Consider the following 15,537-nt stretch of genomic DNA (forward strand, 5'->3'; position numbering starts at 1 on the left):
TTTCCGTATTGCAGCTTGCAGGATTAGCTCAGCTCTTGTGGATCGACATCCAGGCTTAACTTCATTGAGGAAGGCTTGTCTTGCAGCATGGCTTGCCACCATGCCCTGATATAATAGTGCAAACGTGGACGGTCTGCAGACAGTAGTACCATATGTGATTGGTAACGGCCCGCCTTGCGTTCCATTGGTGCGGGAATAGGTCCCCAGATCTCCAGTTGCAGGTCCTGATACTGCCTTAAGAAGGCAGCATGTTTCTGTAAGAACTCTGTATTTAATGCCTGATCACGTGATTCGCAACGGATCATCACTGCATAGCGATAGGGTGGCATGCGGGCAATCTGACGCTGCTCTAAGGTCTGTTTAGCAAAAGCCCGGTAATTATCTGTCACCAAGGTATTTAGCAAAGCATGATCAGGACGTAAGGTCTGTAGATAGACATCACCCTTGTGCTCGCCACGACCGGCACGACCAGCCACCTGTACAATCAGTTGGGCAGTGCGTTCGGTGGCACGGAAGTCTACACTGAGCAGACCAGAATCAATATCTAAAATAGCGACCAGTGTGACATAGGGGAAATGGTGACCTTTGGCCAGCATTTGCGTACCGAGTAAAATCGCCGGCTCGCTTTTCTGAATCTTGTCATAGATTTTCTGCCAGCTACCGACCCGGCTGGTAGAGTCACGATCTACCCGAATGATTTCATGATCGGGAAAGAGTTCATTCAATTGCTCTTCGACCTTGCCGGTTCCCATGCCGAGTGTTTTGAGTTCAGTATGATTGCAGCTTGGACAATGATCCTGCATACGGTGCAGGGTGCCACAATGGTGACAATGCAAATGTTGATATGGCTGACGGTGTACAGTGAAATTGGCATCACAGTTTGGACACTGTGCCTGCCAGCCACAGCTGTCACAAATCAAAACGGGTGCATAACCACGGCGGTTCAGGAATACCAGTACCTGTTCCTTTTTTTCCAGACGTTTGCGTATTTCCTGAATCAGATGCACGCTGATGCCATGCTGTTTCTGTGCCACCTTTAAATCTAAAATATGAATCTTTGGCATTAAGGCTGTACCAGCACGCTGGTTAAGTTCCAGTACCTGCATTTTGCCATTGGCAACCAGTGCATACGTATCGATGCTGGGTGTGGCAGAGCCCAGAAGCACCGGACATTGCTGCAAATGCCCGCGATAAAGCGCAACATCTCGGGCATGATAACGGAAGCCTTCCTGCTGTTTAAAAGACAGATCATGTTCCTCATCCAGGATGATCAATCCTAGATTGGGCATCGGGGTATAAATGGCAGAACGGGTACCCAGCACAATCGAGGCTTTACCGGTTTCTGCAGCTTGCCAGGCTTGCAGACGTTTCGAGTCATTTAAACCAGAATGTAACAAGGCAATATGACAATGGAAACGTGACTGGAACCGGCTAATGGTTTGTGGCGTTAGGCCAATTTCCGGTACCAGCACTAAAACCTGTTTTCCCTGTTTCAGCACCTTTTCCATGATCTGCAAATAAACTTCAGTCTTGCCGCTGCCGGTCAGACCATCCAGTAAAAAGGCTTGATATTTATTTTTAAATTTCAGTACCTGTTGAATGGCATGCTGCTGTTCCGGATTGGCTGTAAGCGGCATTTGTGCCAATTGAACAGGCTGCGGGCTGAAATCCTGAGGTTCCAGCACACATTCACAAATTCCTTTTTTCTCTAAAGCTTTTAGGGTAGCTGTTTCGATCCCTGCCAGGTTCAGTACAGTTTCAGTGGTACCGACTGGATGCAATTTTAAAATTTTATAGGCTTCCTGCTGACGCTCGGAACGGCGCACCTTGGCTTCTGCCTGGTCATCTAACAGTTTCCAGTTCCGGGCCAGCAGGTTATAGGGCTTACCCTGACGTAATAAGGTTGGCAAGGCACTTTGCACCACTTCACCAATCGGGAACTGGTAATACTGCGCTGACCAGTTCAGCAGATTCAGTACCTTGTCATCAATGAGTGCCCGGTCATCCAGTAATTCAGTAATCTCTTTAAGTTTAAAACTGGAATCTAGCGGAGTGTCTGGCGGTAGCTTTTCCATAATGACCCCAACCAGATTCTGCCGCCCGAAAGACACCGCCACGCGCGCACCAACCTCAGCCTGCTGATATTGTGCCGCACTTAAACTGTAATCAAAACAGTCAAACAGATGAACAGGAACAGCAACACGAACACGATAAACTGAAGGAGTTGAGGCTGGGTGATCTGAGATGGGCAAGTGAGACATCCTGATGAATTTTCGTCGTGCTAAAAAGGCAGTTGTGTTAGAGTGAGCAGATATTTTATATCTAAGAATATGAATGATTTTGATGGTCTGACGCAACTGCGTTGGGGCAAATTTTTGGAAAATTAGAGCATTACAATGCCAGCATATCAATTTATCGCGCTTGATGCTTCGGGTAAGCAGCAAAAAGGCGTACTGGAAGGGGACTCTGCACGTCAGATCCGTCAGCAACTTCGGGACAAAGCCTTGATTCCGGTGTCTGTTGATCCAGTCGAGCAAAAGGACAAGCATTACCGGCCGCGCTGGTTTGAAAAAAGCCTTACAGCTTATGACCTGGCACTGATGACCCGGCAACTCTCTGTTCTGGTTGCCGCCGGTATTCCGCTGGAAGAAGCCATTCGCGCCGTCGGTAAACAAAGCGAAAAGGTGCATGTACAGAATCTGCTGATGTCGGTGCGTTCCAAGGTGCTGGAAGGGCATAGTCTGGCACAGGGCTTGCAGCAATCCGGCCGCTTTCCGGAACTGTATATTGCAACCATTGCTGCCGGTGAACGTTCCGGACATCTGGACCTGATTATGGACCAGCTGGCGGACTATACCGAAAACCGCTTTGCCATGCAGAAAAAAATTCAGGGTGCGATGATTTACCCGATTATTCTGCTGCTGATGTCCTTTGCCATTGTGATGGGCCTGATGACCTATGTCGTTCCAGACATTGTCAAAACCTTTGACCAGAGCAAAGATGCTTTGCCATGGATCACGGTCGCGTTGATGAAAGCCAGTGACTTTATCCGGATGGCTTGGCCTTTCATGTTGGCTGGTAGTGCCGTTGCTATTTTCCTGCTGGTGCGTTTTCTACGCACCACCGCAGGACATTATGCTTTTGACCGCCTGACCTTGAAATTACCGCTATTTGGCAAACTATCACGTGGGATTAATGCGGCACGCTTTGCCAGTACCCTGTCCATTTTAACTCGTTCTGGGGTACCGCTGGTCGATGCCTTAAAGATTGGTGCGGCGGTCAGCAATAACTGGGTCATTCGTGATGCCGTTAATCTGGCAGCAGAAAAGGTGACTGAAGGCGGCAACCTGGCGACCCAGCTGGAGCGTAGTGGTTATTTCCCACCGATGATGGTACAAATGATTCGAAGTGGTGAAGCTTCCGGGGAACTAGACCGGATGCTGGACCGGGCATCAACCATGCAGGACCGTGAAGTGACCACACTGATTTCGACGTTACTGGCTTTGCTGGAACCTCTTATGCTGGTGCTGATGGCAAGTATTGTGTTAGTAATCGTAATTGCGGTGATGCTGCCAATTGTGAATATGAATAATATGATTTAAATAAAGTGTGGGTAGAATTCCAATTATAAGCCCAAACAGATTTTCAAAATTAAGCAATGAGAGACATGGAGTGAAAAGGACTGAGATGATGAATGAACAGCCAGATTCTTTAAAAACAGGCTCAGGTATGACGCGTATCAAACATGCTTCGGGTTTTACCCTGATCGAAGTAATGGTCGTGATTGTGATCCTGGGCGTATTGGCTGCACTGATCGTACCTAACGTGATGGGCCGTGGTGAGAAGGCAAAAGTTGATACTACAGTGATCAAACTGCAAAGCGTGGCCGGGTCTCTGGACCAGTACAAGCTGGATAATGGTAAGTATCCAAGTATGCAGGAAGGTGGTTTAGATGCTTTAGTCAACAAACCTGCATCTGCAAAAAACTGGTTACCGGGTGGCTATGTCAAAGGCGGTTATCCGAAAGACAGTTGGGATAATGAATTGCAATATGTCATTCCTGGTACGGATGGACGTTCATTTGACCTTTATTCATTTGGTGCCGATGGCCAGTCTGGCGGTGAAGGCACAGATGCGGATATTTATTATCAGCCTTAATTGAGAACCATTATAAATTTCTTATTTATGGAATATATCACTTCATTTAATTAGATATTTCAATACTAAGTGAAGTGATAATAACTATTAATACATAAATATAATCTAAATACATGAATTTAAAATTAATTTTATAATCTATTCTATTTGATAGTCATAATAAGAATTATTCCCATGTTTATCGATTACAATTATCGTAAAATATGAATAAATATAGACTTTTCATTTCTATAAAAAAGCTCATAATGATTTCTATGGCACAAATTCGGCCAAAGGAGATAGGTATGAAAGCATTAATTTTAAGAGATGAAATAAATCAGTTTCATTGGTCGATGCTGAAATCTGTCTTTTTGGTTCTAAGCATTCTTCCGGTGAGCCAAGCAGTTTTGCATTTGTGGCAAAGCACGGAAGGTAGCAGCCAGATCATGGTAGGTTTCTTTGCATTGAGTCTGATGAGCAGCCTGTTAGCTTTGTGCTTCTGGTCGGCATTAAAAGCCAGCGTCATGGAGGTGAAACAGGAAGGAATTTCATCCTTTGAGCGTGGCGTGGTTCAGCTCTACCGTTTTCTGCCGATGCTATCATTGGCCAGTATGATGTCCTATCTTGCTGTACAGATTTAATTATTTTCTCAATAAAAAAACCGGGGTATAAGCCTCGGTTTTTATTTTAAAATACTGCATAAAATTTTTTCTCCCTCTGGGAGATGAAAAGCACTGCTTTGCAAGAGAAGAGGGTAAAAATTTACCTCTCCCTAACCCTCACTTGCGCTAATTTAAAAAGCAGTGCTTTAAAATTAGCTCAGGACGGGGAACTTAAGAAATTATCTTCTCGACTTAAAGCTGACATCCACTTTACGTGGGCGGAAACGCCATCCAAGTAATAACAGTAGGGTTGAGAGAATCAGTACAGGCCAGTCACTCAGTTTCGTATACAGTGTTTCACCCTGCATTGCTGGCAACTCACCGCGTAATACCGCTTCTTGATCCATAGGCGCATGTTTCACGATATGACCATTATGATCAATAAAGGCGGTTACACCGGTATTGGTAGCACGGATAAACCAGCGACCATTTTCCTTGGCCCGCATTTGTACCATTTGCAGGTGTTGCTGCGGTCCGGCAGTTCCAGTAAACCAGGCATCATTAGATACCGTTACCAGAAAGTCGCTTTGACTGGCATTACGACGGGTCAGATTCGGATAAGCGACTTCATAGCAAATCGCAGAGCCTAGATGCTGATTTTTGATATTTAGCGGTTGCTGATCATTTGCCCCACGAGAAAAACCGCTCATAGATGGATCATTTTGCAAAGCGGGAAGTACCCAGCTGAGCGCGCCGGAAAGTGGGATGTATTCACCAAATGGCACCAGGCGCTGTTTCTTATATAGCCCACTCGCTTCATCACCGATGGCCATGATGCTGTTGTAATACTTAGGTGTGCCTTCGGCTTGGGATTCTTTCAGATCCCAATAAGGAATACCGGTAACCCAGGAGCTTCCGGATTTCTCTGCCTGTGCTTTCATCGCATCCAGGAAATCAGGAATATCGGCCTGAAACATCGGAATCGAAGATTCTGGCCACACGATCAAATCACGACCCCATTCGGTCTTGGTCAGATTGGCATAGATCAGCAGGGTTTTAACCTGATATTCAGTCAACCATTTCAAATCTTGTGGAATATTACCCTGAATCAGGGACACGCTGAGTGGCTTAGTGCCTTCTTTCTGTTCTACAAAAGTCAGTTGCGAAGCTCCCCAGGCACCCAGCAAAAGCAGCAGGGATGGGATTGCCCAGAACACACGACGATTAAGAATCTCAACCAAAGCACAAGCCAGTATGATCACCACGAAGGATACGCCAAACACACCGAAGAGTGGCGCATAGCCATCCAGCAAACGTTCGGTAAAGGCATAGCCGGCAAATAGCCATGGGAAACCTGTAAAGACCCAGGTCTTCGCCCATTCAAACAGTACCCACAATGGCGCAAAGGTCAGAGGGGTTTCCGGAAAGAAGCGACGGTAGATAAAGGTCTGTACTGCGGTAAATAGACCCATGACCAAGGCCATGATCAGAATCATCACGACACTAAGGAATGAGCTGGTATCACCATATTCATGGATCGAGGTATACAACCAGAATGCACCGACAAACCATAAACCAATGCCATAAGCCCAGCCAATACCAAAAGCCTGTTTGGCACTGCGTTTACGCAGACAAGCATAAAGCAGCGCCGGAGACAGGATGGCCAACCACCAATAGTGGTACGGCGCCAGCGCAAAACTGAAGATGGCACCGGAAAATAAAGACAGCAGCAGTGGATAAATCAGTGGAGGTTGCTCAGAGCCTTCAGATTGCTTCAACAACTTGTCGAAATGTGCCCTCATTGGCGCACAGCCCGAATCGAGTGAATAGAACGGGCATCCGCTTCCAGAATGGTAAAGATCCAATTTCCAAGCTCAATCACCTGACCTTCTAAATCGCTCACCAATCCGATTTCCTGCAATAACAGGCCACCCATGGTTTCTACTTCATCATCAGAAAAGTCGGCATCGAGCATATTGTTAAAATGCTCAATTGGAGTCAGTGCTTGCACAATCCAGGTATTGGCTGTGGTCGGATCATTGTCGGGAACAATATACAGTGCTTCTTCATCAGCAATATCATGTTCATCTTCAATTTCACCAACAATCTCTTCCAGAATGTCTTCTAATGTCACCAGACCAGAAGTGGAGCCATATTCATCAATTACGACTGCAATATGGGTCTGGGTATTTTTCAACATACGCAAAACCTGATCTGAACGTGCACTTTCAGGTACGAACAGTGGCTGGCGCATTAAGGCACGAATATCCACCTTAGAAGTCGGTTCGGTCAGGAAAGGCAGCAAGTCTTTGGCAAGCAAAATGCCCACCACATTATCAGGCTGATCTGATGAAAATACGGGAAAGCGTGAATGCGCTGATTCTACCAAAACATGCAGAATATCAAGAAGCTGGTCATCTTCCTGTAAGCTGATCATGGAAGTGCGTGGTGTCATCACTTCACGAATTTTGGTCGCTGGAAGGTCGAGTACACCTTCTAGCATCGCTACAGTATCGGGTTCTAGAAATCGACGTGAATCTTGTACTAGTTTTAGCAGTTCGTCGCGAGTTTCGGGAGCGGTTCCCAGCCATTTGCGTAAGCCGCGCATACCCCACGACGGGCCTGATTCCTCGTGCATGATCTTTCCTAAAAACTCTTAATATCTAAAAAAATGTAATTTTATCATACCGCAGAAAATGCAGTTGTCTATTGCAATTATTTAAGGCGACCGTGACTGTCGCAGTCAACTACTTAAAACGAAAATGGCAATAAAGCCAGTCATGGGTACAGACACATGTTTATGTTAAAATAACCTGGTCTTTCCCTCCTGAGCCTGCCGATGTCTGAAGCTGAAATTACTCCTAGCCTGCAACTAAATACCCGCGGTTTACGCTGTCCAGAACCTGTGATGATGCTGCATCAGGCGATTCGTAAGTCCAAGTCAGGTGATGTGGTTGAGGTGTTTGCAACGGATAATTCGACTTCATGGGATATTCCAAAATTCTGTATGCACTTGGGGCATGAATTACTGTTACAGGAAGAACGCCTGGATGAAAATGGCAATAAAGAGTTTCATTATCTGGTAAAGAAAGGGTAATAACGTGTTGGGCAGATGAACTGAATTATTTGCCCTGCTTCGATTAATCAATGCTTTCTGGGCGTGAAGCCTATTTCACAATAAAAACTTGAGTTTAAAGCGATAAAGTTTAAAGAAGCCTATCTCTTTAGCAAGCAAACATATTTTCGCTGGTCAGAGAATCATTGAAGCAAATCCATCAGACCAAACTGGCTAGGCTTAATCAATTAAATTTATTATAATGCCGAAAAAATAAGCATAAAAATAAAAATGATTAGAAATTCTATTGCTCAACTACTCGAACATTTGGGATTAAGCGCACAGAAACGCGCTTTACATATTCAGTTTTCTAATCAACAGCTTAATTCGGAAATCTTTCTGCAGCGTATTGATGGACAGCATCTGCTCAATCAAGGACTGACGATTGAACTTATTTGTTTATCTAGCAATGCCCTGATTCCTCTCAAAAGCTTCATAGGTACACAGGTCGCGGTAGATCAGGTGACAGACCAAGGGCAGCTGTTTCGCAGTTCAGGCATTATTACCCGGGCAGTTCAGGGGCAAAGTGATGGCGCATTAACGCTTTATAAACTTACTTTGGAAGATGCCACTTCACTTTGGCATAAACGCCGGAATAGTCGTGTGTTTATGGACAAAAGTGTCCGCGATATTACCAGAATATTATTTGAGGAATGGCAGAGTAAAAGCCCATTATTTGCGGCTGCACTCAAGCTGGATTTATCCGGTTTGCAGCAGACCTATGATGTGCGTCCTTTTAGTATGCAGTCAAATGAAACTGACTATGAATTTTTAACCCGTTTATGGCGCAGTGAAGGTATTAACTGGCTGATTGATGAATCTCAGCTATTGCTCCTACATTCCTCTGCACCGATTACAGCACAGAAACTCAGATTGATTGATGATAATAGTCAATATCAGGCTCTAAGCCGCCGGGTAATCCGTTTCCACCGTTCTAGTGCTACCGAACAGACAGATAGCATGACCAGCTTTATTGCAGAACGAAAATTACAGCCGACTGCTGTACATATCCAGCGCTGGCATGCTGATTGCTTGAGTCAGGAAGAAGGTGCAGGTTCAGTACAAAGTAGGCATCAGCATAGCCAAACTCAGGATAATGCCTGTCTGGGACTGGAACAGGCCTGGCATATCAGTCCGGCATGGGTCACTGACCTCAAGCATGAGGACCAGGCCACGTCAGCATCAAATGTGCAAATTGAGAAAATTAACCAGAACCTGCAACATTTTTATGATGCGCAGACCAAGCAGTTTTTAGCAACATGCACTGTACGTGATGCGCAAGTCGGTTACTGGTTCCGACTAGATCAGCATCCAGAAATTGACCAGCATCAGGTAGCTGATAAAGAATTTCTGATTCTTTCCAAGCAATTCTATAACCAGAATAATCTACCCAAAGACCTGAATGCACAGGTGAATGCTTTAATCCAGCAAAGCCAGTGGCAGCTGACAGAAGTTAAAGATGCTGATGAGCGCCAGGCCAATCATTTAGTCTTACAACGTCGCAATATTCCTTTGGTTCCTGAATATCAGCCTTTATTGCATCGACCACCAGCCTGCCCGCAACGGGCAAAAGTAGTCGGGCCAGAAAGTGAAGACATTTATGTGGATGAATGGGGACGCATCAAAATCCGGTTTTTATTCACCCGTCCGGACGATCATACCCATGATAATGGAGCCGGAACGAATGACAGTGATGCTGACTCGGCCTGGGTAGATGTTCTCACGCCTTGGGCAGGGGAAGGTTATGGTGTGCGCTTCTTGCCACGTATTGGTGAGATTGTTGTGGTCGACTTTTTTGATGGCAATATTGACCGGCCTTTTGTGGTGGGCCGAATTCATGAAGGTCAGCGTTCACCAACAAAATTTGACAAGAAAGGACGCTTACCAGAGACCCAAAAACTTAGTGGTATTCGCTCTCAAGAAGTGCAAGGAGAAGGTTTTAACCAGTTACGTTTTGATGATACCACCGGACAGATCAGTGCACAGTTGCATAGCAGCCATGCTGCGAGTCAACTTAACCTGGGTGATTTGAGTCATCCGAAACAACAGGCTGAAAGTGAAGGGCGTGGAGAAGGTTTTGAACTGAGAACTGACCAATGGGGTGCAGTCCGTGCCGGTGAAGGTTTGTTGATCTCGACTCATAAACAGCGAGCTGCAGATGGTTCACATATGGATGCTGAACCAGCGAAAAGCCAGCTTCAATCAGCTCTACAGATGAGTCAGGTGCTCAGTGATGTGGCTAAAAATCAGCAAACTGATCCATTGGAAATTTTTGAGAATTTAAAAAGCCTGATTGAGCAGATTGAACAACAGGATCAGAAAAAAGCTGCTGCCTTTAAACAGGCAATCATGATCTTAACGGCACCACAATCGATTGCGCTGAGTACCCAGCAGGACATTCATTTATCTGCTGATGGTCAGATTAGTCAAAGTGCAGGAGAGAGTATTAACCTGAGTACACAACAATCTTTAATTGCCCATGCCAGCCAGAAACTAAGCCTGTTCGCAGTGCAAGACGGAGCACGTTTATATGCAGGTAAAGGCAAAGTCGAGATTCAGGCACAAGGAGATGGAATAGATGTTATTGCGCGTAAAGGTATCAAAATTATCTCTACTGAAGATCAGATCAAAATTACTGCAGCCAAAAAGATTGTACTAACCGCGGGCGGGTCACAGATTGAAATCAGTAGTTCAGGAGTTTTGCCAACCACTGGTGGCAAGTTTGAGGTGAAGGCGGGGCAGCATCAGTTTGTACCTGGCATGAAAGTAAATATGAACTTACCATTCTTCCCACAAAGTGTGTGTTGGGAATGTCTGGCACGAAGAGCAAGTCAACGTGGGGCATTTGTCAATAAAGGGGATGGTTCATAAATGATAAATTTATTACACCCTGATTTACATTATTTTTTTGAAGAATATCCATCTGGGGAACATAAGACTTATTTTATTTATGCTTTGGCTGATGCAGCACAAGACAGTTGGTTTTTAAAAAAGAATTCACATTTACATTATCGCAATTTATTAACAGAAGCTGCTGGTGATAAAGCTGCAGAAATCTCACCTCATTTGATTCAACTCGGACACAATCATAATGTCGAGTGGCAATATATCTCCAAACGCATGGTTGGGACTCCTCGATTAACCTTAATAATCAGTTCTTTAGATTTTGATAGTTTATATTCACATTTGAGGCAATTTCTGAATGTCCAGTTTAAAAGTGGATTAGAGATGTATTTAGCATTTTGGGATCCAGCTATTCTTGGTACTTTAGTCGGTCAAATTTCAGACCAGACTCTTTATGTTAAGCAGCAAGTGTTATCAGACCAGCAGAAGAAAGTTTTATTAGAGCCTATTCATAGTTGGTGGTATTGGGATCGAAAAGACAAATTACATAAAATCATCGGCGGTAATGGTCATGAATCTTTGAAATTTTATGATTGGCAAAATCCGTTTACGTTTACGCCAGTACAAGAAGACATGATGGTAGAAGCAACCTTTCCTGATCATTTGATTTATTATCTAAATCTGAATAATCCTTTCTTGGTTGAGGACTTTAAGGAATGGGAGCTTTACCCATATGTTGTGGAAAAAATAGCATTAGCACGTGAATATGGTTTGGAAGGTACTCGGGATATTTTAAATTTTATTTGTCTAACTTTGATATATAAAAATAATTTCGAACAAGATGACCTTCTTCAAAGTGTGCTATTAAAAGTGAAGAATAAGATGATCACAATGGATCAGGCGATGGAAGACTTAGAGAGTCCAGTTGAAGAAAACGAATAAATCATAAAACATGAACTTTATGCTAACACAATTAATTAATCATCAAAGCAACGCGTGAAGTTAGGAATATTCTTTAAGTAAATTAAAAATTATAGGGGATGTTATGAATATATTTAAAAAAATTGTGATGCTACCAGCAGGCCTGGTTTTAGGCTTGGTGGGATGCAGTTCAGGTTCCGGTAAAACCTATGTTCTTACGACGACATCGTTTGGTTATGATCCAAGATATAGACCTTATATTGTACAGGTAAATGGCGAGGAAGTCGGAGGAGGATTTGGTGCAGCCACCAAACGATCTGCGATTATTACTGGACCACAATATATTACATGGGGACAAACAAATATTCGTAAACAACACGTCGCAAAAAATGTTCCTTATTTAACCAAAGAGGATTTGAAAGGAAAAAGTTATTTAGCTGTACATCTTTATCCGGATGATACGGTTGAAATCACATTGACGGAAGGGCGGAATATGCCTGATGCTACAAAAAAAGGATTAGATGTGAGATCGAAATTAATTGATGAATTAAATGAAAATGATAAAAAAATGAAAAGGTAAGAATATGGTTTCTCAATTACAAAAAATAAAAAATAGCAATCAAGATGTCAGTAATCTGCATCCACAATCCAAGCAAGATTGCGCTGATGTAGTTAATATTTCTGTTTTTTTTGATGGGACAGGAAACAATTTAGAAGCAGACCAAGATAAAGGAAAACTCGCCAACCCAGCAAAGTTATGGCGAAATGCACAATCTTATAGTTTATTCGAAATTGAGCGTACAAAGTCGCCAGTGAAGTTAAATCATCCTATTTATGTTTCTGGGGTTGGAACCCCATTTAATGGTGAGCTGAGCAAAGTTGATAACATAATAGCTAAAGTGCAAGATCATGATCTTTCGGGCGGTTTTACAGGCATTGGTGGTAGAAGACGCTTAGAATATGGTGAGAGTCAGATTAGTAAAAGTTTGGAAAACACCTTAAAACAAAAAATAGCCCAAGCCGAGGCGGCCTTAAAGCCTCAAGTTGAAGCGCGAAAAAATGAAGCGATAGTTAAAATGGAGGCAAAGCTCAACGAACATCGTCTAATCAAAAAAGTTAATTTATCGATCTTTGGTTTCTCACGCGGGGCTGCACTGGCACGGGTATTTTCTAATGAAATGATTTGGAAAACTGAAACTGAGGATTTGAGTCTAAAGTATCAAATCTCAGGTCAGGCTGATCCTGTACCGATGGAAATTCAGTTTTTAGGCATATTTGATACTGTTGCATCTTTTGGTTTACCGGCGACGAATATGCCAAATAAATTTAGTTTCAAAGGTCGAGACATGGTAGTCGATCTAAGAGTAAAAAATTGCGTTCATCAAGTTGCTGGGAATGAATTACGTTTTGCTTTTCCAGTAGATTCAATTTATATAAATGGTAAATTAGCTAATCCAAGAACATGGAAAGAAATAGTCTATCCTGGGATGCATTCCGATGTAGGTGGTGGCTATGAGCCGAACTCACAAACCATTAGTAATAATTTTGCACGTATACCTTTAAAAGATATGCTTGAAAGTGCTGAAAATTCAGGTGTTAAAATTTTTAATTATGAAAGTCTTAAAAAAGAAGACCCTATTTTATTTGAAGATGAATTTCAGATAGAAGATAAAACCCAGCAACTTTTCGAAGCCGTTCAAAAAGCAGCAGGAGCCTCGACAGGTGATGTAAAAAAAGATATTAAAAATTATATGAAGATTCAATATGGTGCCTATGGAACTTTACATCGTCAACGACAACAATATTTAGCAGCAGATAAATCAAAAGAAGATCCAGCCTATCTTTCAGTGAGTCAAATTGCTCGAGAAGAAGCAGGATTTTCTTTACCAACAGGTCCTGCTGATATGGCCACTGAAGTTGAAAGAGTTAAAAAAGCTAAAAACTTCACCACATTTGATCAATCCAATTTAACAGGTATAAAACACGTATTTAGAATTATTTATCCACTTGCTAAAGCTTATGAGTTTTTAGTTGATATAGATGATTGGGAGTTACAGAGTTGGGAAAAAAATGTTTCACAAGAAGCAGTAGATTTTTATTCAAGCTATGTACACGATTCGAAATATGGTTTCATCTATAATGCAGAGCCATTTAGTTACTTTAGACAACGAACGGTATATGAATCAAAACGAAGTTGGAAAGGTAAAAGAGTCGATAAAAAATTAGGGCCTATCCACGAACAAATAGCTTATGAAAATAATGAATTTGAAAAAACTCAGAATAATTAGTTTTGAAAGTTAATAAAAAATCTGTATATGAGAATCCCTTATTCAATAAATTAAATATTAGATAGTTCGGCCATCAGCAAGATCAAGTATAACGCACATAATATTCTGTGAAGGATGTTTAATGTCACAGGTCTTACAGCGTGCGCAGTTGGCTGTATCAATGATGAGTAAAAAAAAATAATAAGTGTTTAAATGTATAACATGTTAAAAATTGAAAGTCGAATCCAGCGCCCGGAAGTTTGGATAATAGTATCTGTTGGATGAGAAAATCTGAGTTTGATAAATTGAAAAGCCGTGAGGAATGGAGAGATAAGTTTGCAGTTTGGGCAAGCTGGAATAGTAATGGGGAATATCTTGAGTATACTGTTCCAAAAGGTCAGAAACTGTATGGTTGGGAAGGTTCAGCAGCCTCTCAACAGCGAGGTGAGTTTTATTTAAAAGGTGGGGGAATACAAATAGTCTTGGATCCTAAAGATTTGATCCCTTCCGGCTTAAGTAAACGTAAATTAACTGGATGGGGGTATGGTACAGATACAATAATTGGTGATTTTTCAATTGTAGGTGTGCCAGCTTTAGAAACACGATTAGGAGATTATACTTTGGCTCCTCGTTCGGAAAATAAATCAAAATAATATATAAATTCTAGGTTTTTAATATGAATAATAGCGTCCATCCTAAAGAAGCCTATTTATTGGAAAAATTTAGTTCTTTAGATTTTTTTGAAATAATGAGAAATAATTATCATAATTTTTTAACAGGATTAGAGGGATTATTTGAGCTTTATATTCATAATTTGCCTCATGACTTGAGAACCTTACCTTCTTCAGAGCAGGCAGATATTAATTGGGGAGAAACAGTATTGCCAAATCTAAGAAATACGATGGATCGTATTGATATTGCTTATATAAAAATTAAATCAGGCGATTTTACATATCTTGATTGTGCGGCAAAAATTCGATCAAATGATAAAGGTCTTAGTGAATTTTCTTTCTATTGGATGAATAATTTACCTCATAACAAAGTTAAACAATGTTGGGATTATTACTTAATTTCGAAAAAATACGCTTTAATTATTGAAAAAACATATCCAACATATTGGGATAAAGGGTTTCTTAATAATGAGTTTCCAAAGGCAGAAATATTTAATGGAATAAATATAAAGTTGCCAGGTTCTTATCCTATTTATCGTTTAGATTCAAGAAATATAGTTAGATCTAAAGAAAAAATAAATAAAACAGGGGTTTATGTATGCAATGAATATGATAATAAATTGATATTCCTGGCAAGTAGTAAAGAAGATGATAATGGTTTTGCACCTAGATATGCATGTAGAAATAAGGAAACTAGAGAAAAATTATATTTTGAAACCTCTTGGACTTTAATAGAAAGAATTTCAGATCAAGGCGGTACAGTAGAGTCTATGGTTATAGAAAATTTAAAAGCTTTAGCAGGCCAAAAATGTCCGAAAACAGGCTATTGGTGGAGTCCCGCAAATCAGTCTAATTCACGGTATTTTACAGAGGGAGATATTTTCCCTAAATTAGAAAATGATTGGGGCGAAACAATTTGGTATTTAGAAGCAACAAATAAAGATTTAATTGGCTAAAATAAAACAATCGTAACTTGTTTA

At 41.9% G+C, this 15,537-nt stretch carries 14 protein-coding genes; 10 read left to right on the plus strand and 4 right to left on the minus strand.

What is annotated here, in order from left to right; all coding sequences use genetic code 11:
• Window positions 1-23: 23 nt before the first annotated feature.
• The gene (locus tag F899_RS02805) at window positions 24-2,252 is read right to left on the minus strand and encodes a primosomal protein N' (RefSeq protein WP_005220758.1); all 2,229 of its coding nucleotides are present in this window, start codon (window positions 2,250-2,252) and stop codon (window positions 24-26) included.
• A gap of 144 nt (window positions 2,253-2,396) precedes the next feature.
• On the opposite strand from F899_RS02805, the gene gspF reads away from it, so the two are divergent.
• From gspF to F899_RS02820, 3 genes are all read left to right on the plus strand, one after another.
• Window positions 2,397-3,602, plus strand: coding sequence for a type II secretion system inner membrane protein GspF (gene gspF, locus F899_RS02810; protein ID WP_004813469.1), 1,206 nt, complete (start codon window positions 2,397-2,399; stop codon window positions 3,600-3,602).
• 88 nt (window positions 3,603-3,690) lie between these two features.
• Window positions 3,691-4,158 (plus strand): type II secretion system major pseudopilin GspG, encoded by a 468-nt coding sequence (gene gspG, locus F899_RS02815; RefSeq protein WP_227499334.1) that lies wholly within the window; start codon window positions 3,691-3,693, stop codon window positions 4,156-4,158.
• A gap of 284 nt (window positions 4,159-4,442) precedes the next feature.
• Entirely contained in the window at window positions 4,443-4,778 is a 336-nt protein-coding gene (locus F899_RS02820; protein ID WP_005220762.1) for a hypothetical protein, read from the plus strand.
• A 200-nt stretch (window positions 4,779-4,978) separates the two neighbouring features.
• Here the strand turns inward: F899_RS02820 and lnt are convergent, their stop codons facing one another.
• Both lnt and F899_RS02830 read right to left on the minus strand, forming a co-directional pair.
• Entirely contained in the window at window positions 4,979-6,541 is a 1,563-nt protein-coding gene (lnt, locus tag F899_RS02825) for an apolipoprotein N-acyltransferase (RefSeq protein WP_005220764.1), read from the minus strand.
• Window positions 6,538-7,377: an HlyC/CorC family transporter gene (locus tag F899_RS02830; protein ID WP_004813460.1), complete on the minus strand. Its 840-nt coding sequence runs from the start codon at window positions 7,375-7,377 to the stop codon at window positions 6,538-6,540. The genes lnt and F899_RS02830 overlap by 4 nt, the downstream gene beginning before the upstream one ends.
• A gap of 201 nt (window positions 7,378-7,578) precedes the next feature.
• On the opposite strand from F899_RS02830, the gene tusA reads away from it, so the two are divergent.
• The 5 genes from tusA to F899_RS02855 all read left to right on the plus strand — a co-directional run bounded on the left by tusA (window position 7,579) and on the right by F899_RS02855 (window position 13,907).
• Window positions 7,579-7,836, plus strand: a complete 258-nt coding sequence (tusA, locus tag F899_RS02835; RefSeq protein ID WP_004813458.1) for a sulfurtransferase TusA — start codon at window positions 7,579-7,581, stop codon at window positions 7,834-7,836.
• 249 nt (window positions 7,837-8,085) lie between these two features.
• Window positions 8,086-10,725 (plus strand): type VI secretion system Vgr family protein, encoded by a 2,640-nt coding sequence (locus F899_RS02840; RefSeq protein ID WP_005220766.1) that lies wholly within the window; start codon window positions 8,086-8,088, stop codon window positions 10,723-10,725.
• A complete protein-coding gene (locus F899_RS02845) occupies window positions 10,726-11,640 on the plus strand; it encodes a DUF4123 domain-containing protein (protein ID WP_005220768.1) in 915 nt (304 codons plus the stop codon). It begins immediately after the preceding gene.
• A gap of 103 nt (window positions 11,641-11,743) precedes the next feature.
• On the plus strand, window positions 11,744-12,199 hold the full coding sequence (locus F899_RS02850) for a hypothetical protein (RefSeq protein ID WP_005220769.1): 456 nt from the start codon (window positions 11,744-11,746) through the stop codon (window positions 12,197-12,199).
• A gap of 4 nt (window positions 12,200-12,203) precedes the next feature.
• The gene (locus F899_RS02855; protein ID WP_005220770.1) at window positions 12,204-13,907 is read left to right on the plus strand and encodes a T6SS phospholipase effector Tle1-like catalytic domain-containing protein; all 1,704 of its coding nucleotides are present in this window, start codon (window positions 12,204-12,206) and stop codon (window positions 13,905-13,907) included.
• A gap of 57 nt (window positions 13,908-13,964) precedes the next feature.
• Here F899_RS02855 and F899_RS16040 read toward each other — a convergent pair whose 3' ends face one another.
• Window positions 13,965-14,105 (minus strand): 4Fe-4S dicluster domain-containing protein, encoded by a 141-nt coding sequence (locus F899_RS16040; protein WP_082180223.1) that lies wholly within the window; start codon window positions 14,103-14,105, stop codon window positions 13,965-13,967.
• Window positions 14,106-14,167: 62 nt separating this feature from the next.
• On the opposite strand from F899_RS16040, the gene F899_RS02860 reads away from it, so the two are divergent.
• Window positions 14,168-14,539, plus strand: coding sequence for a hypothetical protein (locus tag F899_RS02860; RefSeq protein WP_005220771.1), 372 nt, complete (start codon window positions 14,168-14,170; stop codon window positions 14,537-14,539).
• Window positions 14,540-14,562: 23 nt separating this feature from the next.
• Window positions 14,563-15,513 carry a hypothetical protein gene (locus F899_RS02865; RefSeq protein WP_005220772.1) on the plus strand — a complete coding sequence of 317 codons (951 nt, stop codon included), beginning with the start codon at window positions 14,563-14,565 and terminating at the stop codon, window positions 15,511-15,513.
• The last annotated feature ends 24 nt before the right edge of the window (window positions 15,514-15,537 follow it).

Source organism: Acinetobacter sp. CIP 101934 (genome assembly GCF_000369585.1).
Lineage (GTDB): Bacteria > Pseudomonadota > Gammaproteobacteria > Pseudomonadales > Moraxellaceae > Acinetobacter > Acinetobacter schindleri.

Coding starts and splice junctions, on each gene's coding strand:
- lnt (WP_005220764.1), bottom strand. CDS start 6,541: ATGAGGGCACATTTCGACAAGTTGTTGAAGCAATCTGAAGGCTCTGAG.
- tusA (WP_004813458.1), top strand. CDS start 7,579: ATGTCTGAAGCTGAAATTACTCCTAGCCTGCAACTAAATACCCGCGGT.
- F899_RS02850 (WP_005220769.1), top strand. CDS start 11,744: ATGAATATATTTAAAAAAATTGTGATGCTACCAGCAGGCCTGGTTTTA.
- F899_RS02830 (WP_004813460.1), bottom strand. CDS start 7,377: ATGCACGAGGAATCAGGCCCGTCGTGGGGTATGCGCGGCTTACGCAAA.
- F899_RS02840 (WP_005220766.1), top strand. CDS start 8,086: ATGATTAGAAATTCTATTGCTCAACTACTCGAACATTTGGGATTAAGC.
- F899_RS02855 (WP_005220770.1), top strand. CDS start 12,204: ATGGTTTCTCAATTACAAAAAATAAAAAATAGCAATCAAGATGTCAGT.
- F899_RS02820 (WP_005220762.1), top strand. CDS start 4,443: ATGAAAGCATTAATTTTAAGAGATGAAATAAATCAGTTTCATTGGTCG.
- gspF (WP_004813469.1), top strand. CDS start 2,397: ATGCCAGCATATCAATTTATCGCGCTTGATGCTTCGGGTAAGCAGCAA.
- F899_RS02845 (WP_005220768.1), top strand. CDS start 10,726: ATGATAAATTTATTACACCCTGATTTACATTATTTTTTTGAAGAATAT.
- F899_RS02860 (WP_005220771.1), top strand. CDS start 14,168: ATGAGAAAATCTGAGTTTGATAAATTGAAAAGCCGTGAGGAATGGAGA.
- gspG (WP_227499334.1), top strand. CDS start 3,691: ATGAATGAACAGCCAGATTCTTTAAAAACAGGCTCAGGTATGACGCGT.
- F899_RS02865 (WP_005220772.1), top strand. CDS start 14,563: ATGAATAATAGCGTCCATCCTAAAGAAGCCTATTTATTGGAAAAATTT.